Here is a 15,118-nt window from a genome sequence, read left to right as displayed (position 1 = left end):
CGGCGACCCCACGCTGCTGGCGAGACTCGTCGGCGTGCTCGTCGACAATGCGTTGCGCTACGGCCGCGCGGACGGGCACGTGCAGCTGTCGGTGCGCCCCGAGGGAAACGAGGCCGTGCTGGAGGTACACGACGACGGACCGGGGGTCCCCCCCGCGGAGCGTGCGCGGATCTTCGATCGCTTCTATCGCGGCGAGCAGGCCCGTCACCGTCGCGCCGACGGCAGCGGGCTCGGACTCGCCATTGCCGCATGGATCACCAAACGGCACGGTGGCACGATACGCGCGGGGGACAGCCCGCTTGGCGGGGCACGGTTCACGGTGCGGCTCCCCAGAAACCACTGAGCCCATTCCTCCGGTATCCGCCGCCAGTCTGCTGGTGCGTGTTGCGTCGCGGGACGATGGCGGTGCTGTGACCCGAACGCCCACGGGACCATGCTCACGGTGTTCACGGCGTGTTCATGATCGGGGCCTATCTTGGCCCCATGTTCTCTCCCCGTGTGATGCCCGTCGTGGCTCTCGGTTGCTCCTTGGTGCTGGCTGCTCCGGCCGTCGTTCGTGCCCAGGACCCGGTGCCGCGACCGATCGATTTGGCCGACGCCCTCCGTCTCGCCAGGCAGGCCGGCCCGCTACGCCAGGTCGCTGACGCGCGGCGGCAGATCGGCCTCGGTCGTGTGACCGAAACGAATCAGTGGGCCAATCCCAGTATCGAATGGCGTCGCGAGAATCTGGGTAGCACGCTGCTGCCAGACATTTTCGCGACGGTCTACCTCCCAATCGATGTCAGTGGCAAGCGCCTCGCGCAGCGGCAAGCCGCCGCCGCCGGCCGTGATCGCGTGGCGCGTGAGGCTGAGGCGGACCGTCGCACCGCTGATCTCGAGGTGGCACGTGCGTGGATGCGCGCCACGGTGGCGCAGGGGCATGCCGCCATCATTGGTGATCAAGTGGAGGCGCTCCGCGAAATCGCCCGTGTGGATGCCGAGCGGCTCAAGGAGGGGCAGGTGTCGGAGGCGGTTGGGCTCCGTACGTCACTGGAGGCAGATCGTGCCCGCGTGGCACTGGTGGCGGCCCGCCGGGAGGCGAACGAAGCACACGCCGCGCTGGCGAGACTGCTGGCGCTCCCCGACGGCCCCTTCCCGGGCACGGCACCGATCGCGACCCCGGTGCTGCCGGCGGCCCCCGACTCGGTCGCTGCGCGCCACGCAGCACTCGCGGCTCGCCCCGAACTGCAGGCCCGCGAGGCGGCCGTACAGGAGGCACAGCGTCGGCTCGCGGTGGAGCGCCGCGCCGTGCTCGGCGAGGTCCAGCTGCAGGGTGGCACCAAGGAAACCAGCGGTTTCATGACCGGCCAGGTGGGTCTTGCCATGCCCATGCCGCTCTTCAATCGCAACACCGGCGCGCGTCAGCGCGCCGCCGGTGAATACCACGAGGCCCGGCTGCTGCGCGACGACATGCGGGTGGTGGTGAGTGCCGCGGCGGCCAGCGCGTGGGCCAACTACCAGCAAGTACAGCGCGACGCGGCCGACGCGGCCACGTTCGACGCGCGCGGCCGCGAAGTAGCGCGCATCGCCCGCCTCTCCTACCGCGAAGGGCACGCCACACTGACCGAACTGCTGGAGGCCGAGCGCGCCGCTGCCGATGCGCGACAGGCGCACCTCCGCTGGGCGGCCGATGCCTGGATGGCGCGCCTTGAACTGGAGCGCGCCATTGGCGCCCGCCTCGACGCCGATAGCCCGCTTGACCTCCCGATCTATTCCCCGCAGCCCACCGGACGCTGACATGATCGCCCCTCGTATCGTTGCCGCGTGTCTGCTGGTCACTCCGCTCTTCCTCGCCTGCAGTGGTACGGGCGACACGCCCGCCGCCACACCCGCACCCACGTCGTCGGTCGACACCGCCACGCTCTCCGCTGACGCGGTGAAGATTGCGGGGGTTACGCTCGACACCGCCCGCATCCTCCCTTGGCAGGCCATGGTGACCGTGCCTGGGCGTCTCGCGCTCGACCCGTCGAGCCTCGAAACCATCGGCTCGATTACCGAAGGGCGCATTACGCACGTGACCGTGCGGGTGGGCGATCGGGTCGCGCCGGGGCAGGCACTCGTGATGATCCACAGCCACGAGATCATGGACGCGCGCAGTGCGCTCGCCGCGGGCACCGCGCTGGTCACCGCCATGGAGGCGGAGCGCGATCTCGCCGCCACCGCGTCAGAGCGGGCAACGCGCCTCTTCGACAACAAGGCCATGTCGAAGGCCGACGTCGAGCGCGCCGAGGTGGGTCGCCGAGTGGCGCTGTCCAACTACGAGCGGGCGGTGGCGGATCGTGATCGGGCGCGGGCACTCGTGGAGCACCTCGCCGGACTCGGCCCGCTCCCCGCCGGTGCCGACCAACACGACGTGGTCATCCGCACACCGATTGGTGGCGTGGTCACCTCGCGCGAGGCCCAGCCCGGCACCGTAGTGCTCCCCGGCACACCGCTGGTAACCGTGGGCAATCCATCGAAGTTGCAGATCGAGATGCATGTGCCCGAGCAACAGGCGCTCGGGATCACCGCCGGCGCGCGGGTGGCGTATCAGCTTACCGAGGCGCCGGGGGAGACCTTTGCGGCGCGGGTGGTTCGCGTGGCCCCCACGGTGGACACGCTCACGCGTACCGTGCAGGTGATCGCACAGCTCGAAGGGCGCACCACTGGGCGCGCCGAAACGTTTGTGCAGGCCGCCATTACCGGACGCGGCGAGACGCCGGCGCTCCTTGTGGCCGCGCGCGCGGTACAGGCGCTTGACGGCGACACCGTGGTGTTTGTGGCGGAAGCGCGTGGTGAGGGCATGCACATCCGCGCGACCCCGGTACGCGTGGGCCGTCGCACGACCGACCGCGTGGAACTGCTGGCGGGTGTGACGGAAGGCGTGACCGTGGTGGTGCGTGGCGCCGCGATCGCCAAGGCGGAGTTGCTCAAGCGTCGCGACGGCGGCGGGGAATAGCCGTGAACGCGCTCATCCACTTTGCGTTGCGGCGTCGCGGTACGGTGGTGGCCTTCACGCTTGCGCTCATGGTCGCCGGATTGTATGCCCTGCAGCGCATCCCGTTTGATGCCTTCCCGGACCTGACTGGCACGCGGGTGGAGGTCATCACGGTCGCGCCAGGAATGGCGCCCGAAGAGGTCGAACGCCTCGTTACGTATCCCATCGAGTCGAGCCTCATGGGCGTGCCTGGCGCGCAGAGTGTACGCTCGGTGTCCAAGTTCGGCCTCTCGCTCGTGACGGTGCCATTCCCCGACGATGTCGACGTGTACTTCGCCCGGCAGCTGGTGCAGCAGCGGCTCTCCGATGCGAAGAGTGCTCTGCCGCCCGGGGTGGAGCCGGCGTTGGGTCCCGTTTCCACGCCCATGGGGGAGTTGTACCAGTATGTGCTCGTCAGCGACTCACTCACCCTCACGCAACTCAAGACGCTCCACGATTACGTAGTGCGCCCACGGCTGCGCACGGTGCCAGGTGTGTCGGAAGTGAATTCGTGGGGCGGGCTGACGGAGCGCGTGGAAGTGGAGGTGGATCCGGTACGCCTCGCCGGCTACCAGCACACGATCGTGGATGTGCACAACGCACTGGCGCAGAATACGCTCGCCTTCGGCGGCAGCTACCTCGAGCAGGGCGGCGAACGCTACACGCTGCGCGGGCTCGGTCGCGTGGAGAGTGCCGCCGAGGTCGCACGGGTGGTGGTGGGCTCCCACATGGGCGCGCCGGTACGCGTGGGCGACGTGGCCACCGTGCGCCTCGGGGCGCTGCCGCGCAACGGGGCCGTGACCAAGGATGGTGAAGGCGAAGTAGTGAGCGGCATGGTGCTCAAGCTGCAGGGCGCCGACTCCCGTCAGGTGATCGCTGCGGTCCGTGCGCGCATGGAGGAGATCGAGACGTCGCTGCCCTCCAGTGTGCAGGTGGTACCCTTCTACGATCAGACCGACCTCGTGGCGCGCACCACGAGCACGATCGTAAAGAACCTCATCGAGGGTGGCCTGCTGGTCATCGCGGTGCTCTTCCTGTTCCTCCGCAATGTGCGTGCCGCACTCATTGTGGCATCGGTCATCCCCATCTCGATGCTGTTCGCCTTCGTGGGGATGGCGGTGTTCGGATACTCGGCCAACCTCATGAGCCTCGGCGCGCTCGACTTCGGACTGATCGTCGATGCGAGTGTGGTGATGGTGGAAAGCTTCATCCGGCGAATGGAGGGGCATCGAGACGATACACACCGCCACGGACTCTTCGAGAAGGCCGCTGTGGAGGTGGGGCGCCCCATCCTTTTTGGCATCGCGATCATCGTCGCGGTATACATCCCGATCTTTACGCTTGACGGCATGGAAGGGCGCATGTTCAAGCCGATGGCCTTCACCGTGGTGTGCGCCGTCCTTGGCTCGCTGCTGCTGGCCCTCACGTATGTGCCGGCCGTGTCGTCGTGGGCGCTGCGCCACGGCAATAGCGCACCGACGCCGTGGCTCACGCGCCTCACGGATCGGTACCGGACGATTCTTGCCGGTGTACTCAAGCGGCCGCGCCCGATCGTGATCTCGTCCCTCGTCGTAGTGGTCGCGTCGATCTACTCGCTTTCGCACATCGGGACCGAGTTCATGCCCAAGCTCGACGAGGGCTCGATCCTGATCAATACGCGGCGGATGCCGAGTGTGGATCTCGCCGATGCCACACGGCTTTCGCTTGCGGCAGAGAAGATCGTGAAGCGGTTTCCCGAGGTGGTCACGGTGGTCACCAAGGAAGGGCGTCCGGACCTTGCCACCGAGGCGATGGGGCTCTTCGAGGGCGATATGTACGTGATCCTCGCACCGCAGGACCAATGGACCACGGCGGAGGACCGCGAGGGCCTCATCGCCGCGTTCGATTCGGCCCTCCGCGTGGTCCCCGGGCTTGGCGTGAGTTACACCCAACCGCTTGCCATGCGTCTCGATGAAGCGGAGAGCGGGATCAAGACCGACCTTGGCGTGAAGGTGGTGGGGCCGGATCTCGTGCAGAATCAGGCCGTTGCCGAGCGGATCCGCCGCGTGGTGGCCGCAGTGCCCGGAAGCGCCGATGTGGCGGTGGAAGTAGCGGAAGGCAGCGGGCAGGTGCGCATGCAGATCCGTCGCGAGGCGCTTGCACAATACGGGCTGAGCGTGGCCGACGTGCGCGATGCGATCGACATGGCCATGGGCTCGCAGAAAGCGGCCGAACTGATCGACGGTTTCCGGCGGGTGGATATCGCGGTGCGCCTCCCCGAGGCGTACCGCGCCGATGCCGCCGCCATCGGGCGGTTGATGATTCGTGCGCCCGGCGGCGAAATGCTGCCGTTGACGGCGGTGGCTGATGTGCAGAGCACCACCGGCCCCGAGATGATCGGCCACGAGGATGCGCAGCGACGCTCGCTTGTGCTCAGCAACGTGCGTGGCCGCGACCTCGGCAGCTTTGTCGAGGAGGTCCGCGCCAGGATCGCCCGTGATGTCCGTTTGCCGGCGGGCGTATTTCTGGAGTGGGGTGGCCAGTACGAAAACCAGCAGCGGGCCATGGGCCGGCTCACCGTCGTGGTGCCGCTCGCCCTGTTACTGATCTTCGGGCTGCTCTACCTGAGCTTCCGGTCGGTGTCGCAGGCGGTGCTGGTGCTCTCCAACGTACCCTTTGCCCTCGTCGGTGGCATCGCGGCGTTGTGGGTGCGCGGACTCAACCTCAACCTGTCGGCGAGCATCGGGTTCATCGCGCTCTTTGGTATCGCGGTGCTCAACGGTGTCGTGATGGTGGAGCACCTGAATCATCTCCGCCACGACGAGGGGGAGGAGGCCGTTGACGGCACGGTGGTCCGCGGCGCCGCGGACCGGCTTCGACCGGTACTCATGACGGCCCTGGTGGCCAGCCTCGGCTTCGTGCCAATGGCGCTTAGTACGAGCCCCGGCAGCGAAGTGCAACGTCCCTTGGCCAGCGTAGTGATCGGCGGGCTGGTGACGAGTACCGTGCTCACGCTGTTCGTGCTGCCGGTGCTGTATGCGTGGCTGGAGGTGCGCTTCCCACGGCGGCGGCATGTGGCGGCCGCTGCCGCCATTGGTTGACACGGCAGGGGCCGCAGCGGTCGCGGGGCACCGTGGCCTCTCTGGCGCCGCGTGGCTCGGTGCCGCAAGTTGGGGCAGTGTGCGTTCCCTCTTGCCCCGATGACAATGAGCCTCCAGCCACCGAAGAAGCTGCGCAAGCAGTACCACAATGCGACCCATCCGCTGATTGTCCTCAAGTTCGAGAACGGTCACCAGATCAAGGTCTACCAGCACGAAGGCAAGCAGTTCGACGCCTACGCAGGCGAAACGGTCAAGTTGTTGGCCGTCGATGATCCCACCTCGAGCCAATGGGAGCTCCTCGAGGACCGCAAAGCCGACGCGTTCGACGACGCGTAAGCGTCGCGCCGTCACGTCGCCCGAGGCGCCGCGTCTCGGGTGGCGTGCGTTCCTCGCGAAAAGCGGGTCGAACACGCGAGGCGTGCGGGCCCGGCGCCCCCGTTGCCCCGGTGTGCATTGCACTGTAGAATGGCCCTTGTGAGTGAGAGCCTCCTGCGCCCTCGTAGTACCGCAGTCATTCAAGCCGCGCGCGAGCGCGGCGGCGCTGTCGTCGCGCTTGAAAGCTCGGTCCTCGCCCAGGGACTCCTGCCCCCGTACAACCGCGAGGCGGCCACGCGCATGCTGCGCGCCGTCGACGCCGCAGGGGCCACGCCCGTCGTCACGGCCGTCGTACGCGGCGTCCCGGCGTTCGGCCTCGATCCGGCGGACCTCGAGCGCTTTCTCGCCCGCGATGGCGTGCGCAAGGTGTCGGCCCGCGACCTCGGTCTCTGTATGGCCGACGGCGCCGACGGCGCCACCACCGTGGCCGCGACGCTCGCGCTCTGCGCCCTCGGTGGTCTCGAGGTGTTCGCCACGGGCGGGATCGGCGGCGTGCATCGCGATGCCCCCTTCGACGAATCGGCAGATCTCGGGGAACTCGCCCGGACCCCGGTGATCGTGGTGTGCGCCGGTGCCAAGAGTATTCTCGACCTTCCCGCGACCCTCGAGCGCCTCGAAACCCTCGGGGTGCCGGTGGTGGGGTATGGGACCGACGAGCTGCCCGGGTTCTTTTCCGTGACCACAGGTCTGCGGCTCACGGCGCGTCTCGATTCTGCCGCGGCCATCGCGCGGGCGTGGCGGGCGCACCGGGCCGTGGGTCGAACCAGCGCCATGCTCGTGGTGCAGCCGCCGCCGCCTGCTCACGCCGTGCCCGTGGACGTTGTGGAGCAGGCCACCCACGTCGCCTTGGAATCAGCGCGCCGCGACGGGGTGCGCGGCGCCGGGGTGACCCCGTTCCTGCTGGCCGAGATCTCCCGGCTCACCGAGGGGCGCTCCGTACAGGCCAATCTCGCCCTCCTCGAGCAGAACGCCCGGCTGGCCGGCGAAATTGCCGTGGCCCTTGCCGGCGCCAGAGCATGATGGCGGTCGGTCTCGCCGTTTCCGCGTTCCGCTGTTCTCCTTTCACTCCCGGTGCCCTGCCGCCCGGACGCGCGTTGAACGAAAGCCGTCGATCATGGTACTATCCGGTAACCCGCTCGATCCGGAGGCCAGTCTCGCAATGACCAACCCGTTCCTGAGTTCCGAGGAATACGACGTGGCCGCTCATGCCCTCTACAACGAGGGTCGGTATGACGAGGCGCTCGAGTTGCTGCGCGAGGGACTCACGCTGTACCCGTCGGCGGTCGAACTGCACGTCGGGGCCGGCTATGCGCGTCTCGCGCGCGAGGAATACGTCTGGGCACGACGGAGCTTCGAGGAAGCGCTCACGCTGGATCCCGAGCACGAAGATGCGCTCGCCGGACTCGGTGAAGTGCTGCTCAAGTTTGGGCAGGTGGACGCCGGCATGCGCGCGTTCGATCGCACGATCGCGTTGGGCTACGAGGACGATGTGGACCTCATGCTCCAGATCGGCCGCGCGCTTTTCCGCGAAGGCTACGTGGACACCTCGCTGACGTTCTTCGAACGCGCCGCGGAACACGCTGAGGACTCGGCCGAGGCCGTGGCGTGCATCGGTTATGCGCAACATCGCCTGGGTAACGACGTCGAGGCGATGGTGGCACTGCGTCGGGCCCTCACCATCGACCCGCAGTTTGCCGAAGCCCGCGTGTACGTGGCGAACCTGTTGTACGACGCTGGTGATCTCGATGCTGCCCTCGTGGAGTTCGAGCTAACCACGCCGGACGATCACTGGGACGAACTGGGGATCTGGCGGCTCATGGAGCTCAAGAAATCCGTATACAAGCTCACGGACACCGACGGCGAGCTGAAGCCGTGGGAAGCCCGGCTTACGGAGCTCGCGGGCGAGCCTGACGCGATCGACGAACTGCTGGCGGAAGTGGAGCAGGCGGTGCTCGAGGAGGAGCACGCCGCGTCGCAGCCATCGCCTGGGCAGCTTGAAACCCTCGGCTCGCTGCTGACCGGCCTCGTCGGTCAGCAGCAGGCCGGTGAACAGGAAGCGACCGAGAGCTTGTCCACCGACGTGCTCATGGCCGACGACGGCGTGCATCGCGTGGTGATGCGCGATGGCACCGCCTTCGAAGGCAGCTGGGAAGAGATCGTGCAGGCGCTGCGCGATGCGCGCGATGCCGGTCGTCCCCTCGACGAATACATGGCCATCGAGGCGCGCCGATTCTATGGCGCGACCGGTATGCGCGTGGCCTCGCACGCCCCGGAAGCGTTCATCCGCGGCAGTGCCGACGCCGGTATGCTGCGCATCGTGCGCTGACCGGCGTCTTCGCACCACGAACGACGTGCCCATGCCGATCCCACTGGGCGCCCCGTCACACCCTCCCGCATGACTTTCAGGCTGCTCCGCCCGAGCGATGCCCTCGCGCTGCATCACGACACACACCGCGAGGTGCTCTCCAACGGGCTTACGCTGCTCTTCCGCCGCGACACGTCGGCCCCCGTCGTGTCGATCGTGACCTACGTGAAGGCCGGCTACTTTGACGAGACCGACGACGTCGTCGGTATCGCGCACGTGCTCGAGCACATGTTCTTCAAGGGCACGCCCACGCGCGGGGTGGGGCAGATCGCTCGTGAGACCAAGGCCAATGGCGGCTATCTCAACGCGCATACGATCTACGACCATACCAGCTACTACACGGTGCTGCCCGCCTCGGGGTTCGTGCCGGGACTCGAGATCCAGTTCGACGCGTACGCGCGCAGCGTGATCGACGCCGAGGAGCTCGCGCGCGAGCTCGAGGTGATCATCCAGGAGGCCAAGCGCAAGCGCGATACGCCGCAGGCCGTCGCCATCGAGACGCTGTACGCGGTGTTGCACGATTACCATCGCATCCGTCGCTGGCGCATCGGGGAGGAGTCCGGACTGCGCACGCTCTCGCGCGAGCAGTTGGTCGGCTTCTACCGTCGCTGGTACTGCCCTGACAACACGGTGCTGTGCATCGTGGGCGACGTATCGCTCGATGAGGTGCGGCGTGAGGTCCTCGCACGATACGGCACCCTCGCAGCGGGCGCGCCGGCGCGTGATCGCGGGCCGCGCGAACGGGAGCGCTCCGGGCTGCGCCGCCGCGAGTGGAGTGGCGACGTGGCGCAACAGCAGGTGGCCTTCGGGTGGCGCGCACCCACGATCGAGCACCCCGATGCGCCGGCGCTCGACCTCGCGGGCATTGCGCTGGGCGCGGGGCGAGCGTCGCGACTGTATCGGGCCATCCGCGAACAGCAGCTCGCGAGCGCCGTGGCGGCGTGGCACTACTCGGCGGCCGACGTGGGCGTGTTCGTCACCCACGTGGAGGGCAATGCCGCCACCGCGCGCGCCGCGGCGCGGGCCATGTGGCGGGAGGTGCAGGCGGCGCGCACCGATGGGGTGCGTGCCAGCGAGATCATGCGCGCGCAGCGCATTCTCGAAGCCCGCTGGTTGCGCCGCCTCGAGAGCATGGACGGTCAGGCCCAGTATCTGGCCGTCTGGGAGGCCGAGGGTGGGCTCGAGATGGGTGCGCGTTACTACGATGCGCTGCTGTCGCTCGATGCCGCAGCGGTGCAGCAGGCACTGCACACGCACCTCGATCCCACGCAGGTCAGCGTGGTGTCCTATCGCCCCGATGGGGCAGAGCCCCTGGTCGCATCCGACGACGCGCTGCAGGCCCTCCTCGAGACGGAACGCACCGCCCGTAGCGCCGTGATCTCCACGACCGGCATCCCGACTCCTGCGGCCGCTCCGATCGCGGTGGCCGCGCCAGCCGTACATGTGGCGCTCGCCGCCGAACGGCACGATGAGGTGCATGTGTACCGCACCATGCGAGGCGTGCCGGTGCTCGTGCTCCCTCGGCCCGGCTCCGCCCTGGTTACCGTGGGACTCTTTCAGCGTGGCGGTGCCGTTCTCAACGCGCCCGCGCAGGAAGGGCTCGCGCGCCTCGTCATGCAGGCGTCGCTGAAGGGAACGCGTACCCGTACGAGTGCGGAGATCGCCGAAGCGGCCGAGGAGCTGGGAGGCAGCATCGGCGTGAGTGCTGGCCTCGAGAGTCTGGGTTGGTCCATGTCGGTTCCCGTGCGTCACCTCGCCACCGCTACGGAACTCCTGGGCGACGTGGTGCAGCACCCCACATTCCCCGATGAGGCGGTAGCGCTCGAACGCGCCCTGGCGCTCACGGAGGTGGCGCGCCTGCGCGACGACATGTACCGCTGGCCCATGCGGCTTGCGACGATCGCGGCGTACGGGACACATCCCTATGCGCGATCGGTGTTGGGGACCGAGACGTCGCTGCCGTCGCTCGATGCCGAGGCGGTTCGCGCCTTCCACGCACAGTACGTGGCGCGCGGGGCCTCGGTCATCGCCGTGGTGGGTGACGTGATGCCCGCCGATGTGATGCAGCTCGCGCAGCAGCACTTCGATTCGATCGCCTACGCCGAAGACGCGCCGCTCCCCGTGCACGAGTGGCCGCGCGAACGGCACGTGATGGCGGACGCGCGCGCCAAGCAGCAGACGGCCCTTGCGTTGCTCTTCCCGGGGCCGTCGCGCACGGATCCGGATCGCTTCGCGGCGCGGGTGCTGTCGGCCATCGCGAGTGGTCTCGGTGGCCGCTTCTTCGAGCAGCTGCGCGACAAACAGTCGCTCGCATACACCGTTCAGGCGTTTCCGATCGAGCGGCGCGCCGGCGGTGCGTTCGGAGCCTACATCGCCACCGGTCCGGAACGCGAGGAGGAAGCGCGGGGCGGACTGCTCGGCGAGTTTGCGAAGTTCAGGCGGGACGAGGTGTCGGCCGAAGAGCTCGAACGGGCCAAACGGTATCTCATCGGCACGCATGCCATTGCACAGCAGAGCGGCGCCGCCGTCATGGGTGACCTGATCGACGCGTGGCTGTTCGGTGAGGGGCTGCATGAGCGGCACGAAGTGGCCGCGCGGCTCGAGGCCGTCACGGCGCCGCAGCTCCTCGCCGTGGCACAACGCTACTTCGATCCGGCGGTGGTGAGTGAAGGGGTCGTGCGGGGCGCATAGTCCGAGGCTTGCCCGTGCCAAGGCCGCGCCGAACCCGCGTTCAGCGCGCGCGCACGTCGCGCATGCGCTGCGACGCCACACCGATCGCCGTTGCGGCCTGACGCAGGCGGCCATTGGCGGCGCGCAGTCCGAGCCATCCGTCGTAATCGGCCGGTTCGCCGATGATGGCGGCCCCTATCCATGGCTGGCGTGACCCCCACGCCAGCGCGCGGCGAATGGCGGCCGTCTGCGCCACGTCGCCGTGCGCGTGCGGCAGACCGCCGACCGTCACGAGCCAGTGCGACTGCCCACCTCCCGCATTGGCCACCGCCCGGGTGTGCCAGCGATCAAACGAACGGAGGCGGGCGTCCACCGCGGGGAGGCCACCGAACGAGGGGAACACCGACGCGCCCAGAAGTTCCACCGGTGAGCCAGGGCTGCTTGCCCACGCATAGACGGCGCTGTCCGTCGCGTCGAGACGGCTGGCACTCCAGCCAATGAGTGTAGCCGGTCGTACCCGCTGCACGTCGCGCGCGGTGCGGGTGAGCATGGAGCGCCACCACGCCGCGTTCGGGGGCGCCGGCGCGAACCAGCCGGGAAACGGGGCGGCCATCGCCGGGAAAATCACATCGGGGCGGAGCCTCACGAGGACGCGTTCGATCGCCTGTACTCGATCGGCATCGTCGGCGGGGCTGGCTCGCCCGTCCAGCGTGAGACCCACGGCGATGCGCACACCGTCCGTGCGCCGTGGCTCGAGCACCCGCGCCAGCGAATCGAGTGGTCCGATGCGGGTGCCGTCGGCATCGAGCATGACCAGCACGACATCGGGGGCGAACAGCTCGACGAGTGCGGCATCGGCCCGCACCGCGCGCTCGGGCGGAGCGCCGTCGAGCACCGGATAGATCCGCAGTCCCAACGCGAAATCTCCACGCGGGCGGGCCTGCATCGGTTCTGCCACCGCACTCCGATAGCTGCGGACCGCTGCCACGCCGCGCGGCCATTCGATCAACAGCAGCGTCGCAAGGGCCGTGGCTGCGAGCACCAGCACGGCGCGCACGGCACCCGACAATCGCCAGCGCGCCGGATAGGCGGGAGCGAGCATCGGCACGAGCGTTGTCAGCGGCGACACGAGGGCAGCACGGCCCACGGTGATGCCCACAATCACGTCGCGCGCGGCAAGCGCCGCCTGAAGCGGCAGGGGCGCGGCGCCGCGCTGTGCCACGAGGTAATCGCCTACGGCGATCGCCACCAGCACAAGGTTGTAGAGCAGGATGGGGATCCCCACCAACAGCGACACTAGGCGCGCCCAGAGCGCGTACAGCACCTGTAGCGCGAGGGCGACCGCCACCACCGGGAGCAGCCACGTGATGCCGGAAATGGTACGGGCTCCGGCTTCCGTCGCCGAGGCGATCCCCACGACCAGCGAGGGGACCACCATCAGCCCGCAAAACGCGGTGAGCTGGGTGAAGGCACGTGGCGCCTCGCGCCGGGCCGCGATCCATCCCGCCAAGGCCACGTCCCAGGCGAGCACGGCCGCGGTAATACCCACCACCACCAGCGGGAAGGGATCGAAGAGCACATCACGCAGCATCGTGTTGTGACGATAACGGCCACACGGGATCGCTGGCACCCCGGGGGCGACACCGGATACCTTTCTGGAATGGCGCGCACCACCAACAGAGCACTCGTCACCCTGCCAAATCTCGTGTCCACGTCACGCGTGGCACTTGGGTGCGGTTTTTTGGTGGCAGAGTCGGTTGCGGTGCGCCTCGCCCTGATCGCGATTGCCTCGCTCACCGACTTCCTCGACGGATGGCTCGCGCGTCGTACCCACGCGGCCTCCCGTCTCGGTGCGCTCGTGGATCCGGTGGCTGATCGATTCTTTGCCCTGTGTGTGGTGGTCGGCTACGTACTCAGTGCGCAGCTCAGCGTGTGGCAGGCGATCGCGCTGATGTTTCGCGACGTGATGTCGATCATCGGCTGGTTCGTGGCGCGCAATGTGCGCTGGCTGCGCCCCATCACCTTCAAGGCGCGCCTGCTGGGCAAGGCGGTCACCGGGCTTCAGCTGGCCACGTTCCTGCTGGTGCTGTTGGTGCCCGCCGCCACGGATGCGATGGTGTGGCTGGTTTTCCTTGTAGGCACGGCCGCCACGATCGACTACACGCTGATGCTGTGGCGGGAACGAGACCGGGAGCGCTGACGCGCGGCGGACCGGAACGCCTGTGGCGTGTCGGGCGCACCGGCCAACACGCAAAACGCCTCCGATGCACGGAGGCGTTGGGCGTACCACTCAAGCGTCTATCGCGCTGCTGCGAACGTCAGACGGCTGCCGTTTCCTGGCGTCTGGCCGGCTGAGCGAACCGCTCGCCGAGCGTGCGCAGCTCCACGAATTCGGGCGTCTTCAGCTCCGGGTACCGCTCCTGGAGATACACCATCGTGGCGTCGAACCACTCCTTCTGGTCCTCGGGATGACACCCGATCACGCCGCACTGCATGATCTGCTGGAAGAGCTCGTCACGGGCCTCTTGATACGGTGAGGGCACCATGGCGTCACGACGCGGACGAAGCTTAGGCTTTACCATTTCCTCTGGGTAATGCGTCGAACACGCTGCCCGGCGACTCCGGGGCAGCCTAGGGAACTTAACCGTAACGGAGGTCCCTTCCTAGGGGCGGGACTGACGCCTCGACCTGTGACCTACGTAATCCAGTCATGAAGCGCTGAGGCCAATGCCGCCGGTGCATCTTCCGCGACGAGCATGCCGGGGGGCTGGTGGGTGATGATCGGTCGCACCATGGCATGGGGCAGTGCTGCCTGCCAGCGGGCAATGCGCGTCGTGGGGGCCTCGCCGTCGGCCGGCGCGGCGCGGCCGCCGCACCAGAGCAGGGTCTCGCCCCGCCATGACGCGAGCGTCATCTCCGAATCCGCATTCACGGCGACTGCACTGGCGAGGCGAAGCAGATCGGCGGCGCCTCCCGGGCCCACGAACGGAGCCAAGTAGCGGAGCAGCAGCCGCTCGGGCATGCGTTGTGGATCGCTCACGCTGGCCTGTAGCAGCGGCCCGAGGAGTGGGCGCGCGCCGAAGAGGGAATTGGCGCTCAAGGCGGAGCGTGCCGACGCGCGCTGCAACGACCGAATCGCGGCACCGGGAAGGTCGTCGAGGGCGGGCGGCTCCAGTAATCCAAGCCGATGGACCCGGCGCTGGTACGCCGCGGCGAGTTGTATCGCCACCAGGGCGCCGAAGTCCTGCCCGACCACCGTCACCGCCGGGAGCCGGAGCGCCGTGAGTGCCCGTTCCAGGTATTCGGCCTGCGCCCAAGGGCCGAATGCCGCGTCGGGGGGGCGGTCCGACTCGCCGTGGCCCAGCAGATCCACGCTCACCACCGTGCACCCGGCGTCCGCCAGTACCGGGGCGACGGCCCGCCAGAGGAAGGCGCAGGTGCCGAAGCCATGCAGGAGCACGACGGCGGGGCCGGCACGCCCGAGGCGTTCCACGTGCAACGCGCCGGCGCCGACCGGAATTCGCAGGTGTTCGGTGTACACCTCGGCAGGATAGCGCGGAGAACCGCCCGGCGCATAGCTTCCCCCCGTGCGGCACCGACATCGGTCGGTGTTGTCCCCCAGGCCGGTTGTCC

The 15,118-nt window shown here is 68.5% G+C and carries 12 protein-coding genes; 9 read left to right on the top strand and 3 right to left on the bottom strand.

Annotation, left to right across the window (positions count from 1 at the left end; translation table 11 throughout):
- The 8 genes from ACIQ51_RS10115 to ACIQ51_RS10080 form a co-directional block, all read left to right on the top strand.
- Window positions 1-343 (top strand): sensor histidine kinase (locus ACIQ51_RS10115; protein ID WP_396204915.1); only part of this gene is annotated, 343 nt, incomplete at its 5' end.
- Between the two features lie 140 nt (window positions 344-483).
- Complete coding sequence (locus ACIQ51_RS10110) at window positions 484-1,776, top strand: TolC family protein (RefSeq protein ID WP_396204914.1); 1,293 nt, start codon at window positions 484-486, stop codon at window positions 1,774-1,776.
- 1 nt (window position 1,777) lies between these two features.
- Window positions 1,778-2,977, top strand: coding sequence for an efflux RND transporter periplasmic adaptor subunit (locus ACIQ51_RS10105; RefSeq protein ID WP_396204913.1), 1,200 nt, complete (start codon window positions 1,778-1,780; stop codon window positions 2,975-2,977).
- 2 nt (window positions 2,978-2,979) lie between these two features.
- Window positions 2,980-6,075: an efflux RND transporter permease subunit gene (locus tag ACIQ51_RS10100; RefSeq protein ID WP_396204912.1), complete on the top strand. Its 3,096-nt coding sequence runs from the start codon at window positions 2,980-2,982 to the stop codon at window positions 6,073-6,075.
- Between the two features lie 99 nt (window positions 6,076-6,174).
- Window positions 6,175-6,411, top strand: coding sequence for a hypothetical protein (locus ACIQ51_RS10095; RefSeq protein ID WP_396204911.1), 237 nt, complete (start codon window positions 6,175-6,177; stop codon window positions 6,409-6,411).
- Window positions 6,412-6,549: 138 nt separating this feature from the next.
- The gene (locus ACIQ51_RS10090; protein WP_396204910.1) at window positions 6,550-7,470 is read left to right on the top strand and encodes a pseudouridine-5'-phosphate glycosidase; all 921 of its coding nucleotides are present in this window, start codon (window positions 6,550-6,552) and stop codon (window positions 7,468-7,470) included.
- Between the two features lie 94 nt (window positions 7,471-7,564).
- A complete protein-coding gene (locus tag ACIQ51_RS10085) occupies window positions 7,565-8,776 on the top strand; it encodes a tetratricopeptide repeat protein (RefSeq protein ID WP_396204909.1) in 1,212 nt (403 codons plus the stop codon).
- Between the two features lie 69 nt (window positions 8,777-8,845).
- Window positions 8,846-11,506 carry a M16 family metallopeptidase gene (locus ACIQ51_RS10080; RefSeq protein WP_396204908.1) on the top strand — a complete coding sequence of 887 codons (2,661 nt, stop codon included), beginning with the start codon at window positions 8,846-8,848 and terminating at the stop codon, window positions 11,504-11,506.
- Between the two features lie 40 nt (window positions 11,507-11,546).
- On the opposite strand, the gene ACIQ51_RS10075 is transcribed toward ACIQ51_RS10080, so the two are convergent.
- Complete coding sequence (locus ACIQ51_RS10075; protein WP_396204907.1) at window positions 11,547-13,115, bottom strand: hypothetical protein; 1,569 nt, start codon at window positions 13,113-13,115, stop codon at window positions 11,547-11,549.
- Between the two features lie 30 nt (window positions 13,116-13,145).
- Between ACIQ51_RS10075 and ACIQ51_RS10070 the strand changes: the two genes are divergently transcribed.
- Window positions 13,146-13,685 (top strand): CDP-alcohol phosphatidyltransferase family protein, encoded by a 540-nt coding sequence (locus ACIQ51_RS10070; RefSeq protein ID WP_396204906.1) that lies wholly within the window; start codon window positions 13,146-13,148, stop codon window positions 13,683-13,685.
- A gap of 118 nt (window positions 13,686-13,803) precedes the next feature.
- Here the strand turns inward: ACIQ51_RS10070 and ACIQ51_RS10065 are convergent, their stop codons facing one another.
- Both ACIQ51_RS10065 and ACIQ51_RS10060 read right to left on the bottom strand, forming a co-directional pair.
- Window positions 13,804-14,031, bottom strand: a complete 228-nt coding sequence (locus ACIQ51_RS10065; protein WP_396204905.1) for a hypothetical protein — start codon at window positions 14,029-14,031, stop codon at window positions 13,804-13,806.
- Between the two features lie 149 nt (window positions 14,032-14,180).
- Window positions 14,181-15,026 (bottom strand): alpha/beta fold hydrolase, encoded by an 846-nt coding sequence (locus ACIQ51_RS10060; RefSeq protein ID WP_396204904.1) that lies wholly within the window; start codon window positions 15,024-15,026, stop codon window positions 14,181-14,183.
- Between the last annotated feature and the right edge of the window lie 92 nt (window positions 15,027-15,118).

The sequence above is a fragment of the Gemmatimonas sp. genome, from assembly GCF_044344655.1.
Taxonomy (GTDB): domain Bacteria; phylum Gemmatimonadota; class Gemmatimonadetes; order Gemmatimonadales; family Gemmatimonadaceae; genus Gemmatimonas.
The sequence above is the reverse complement of the archived record's forward strand: the minus strand, read 5'-3'. Positions and strand labels throughout refer to the sequence as shown.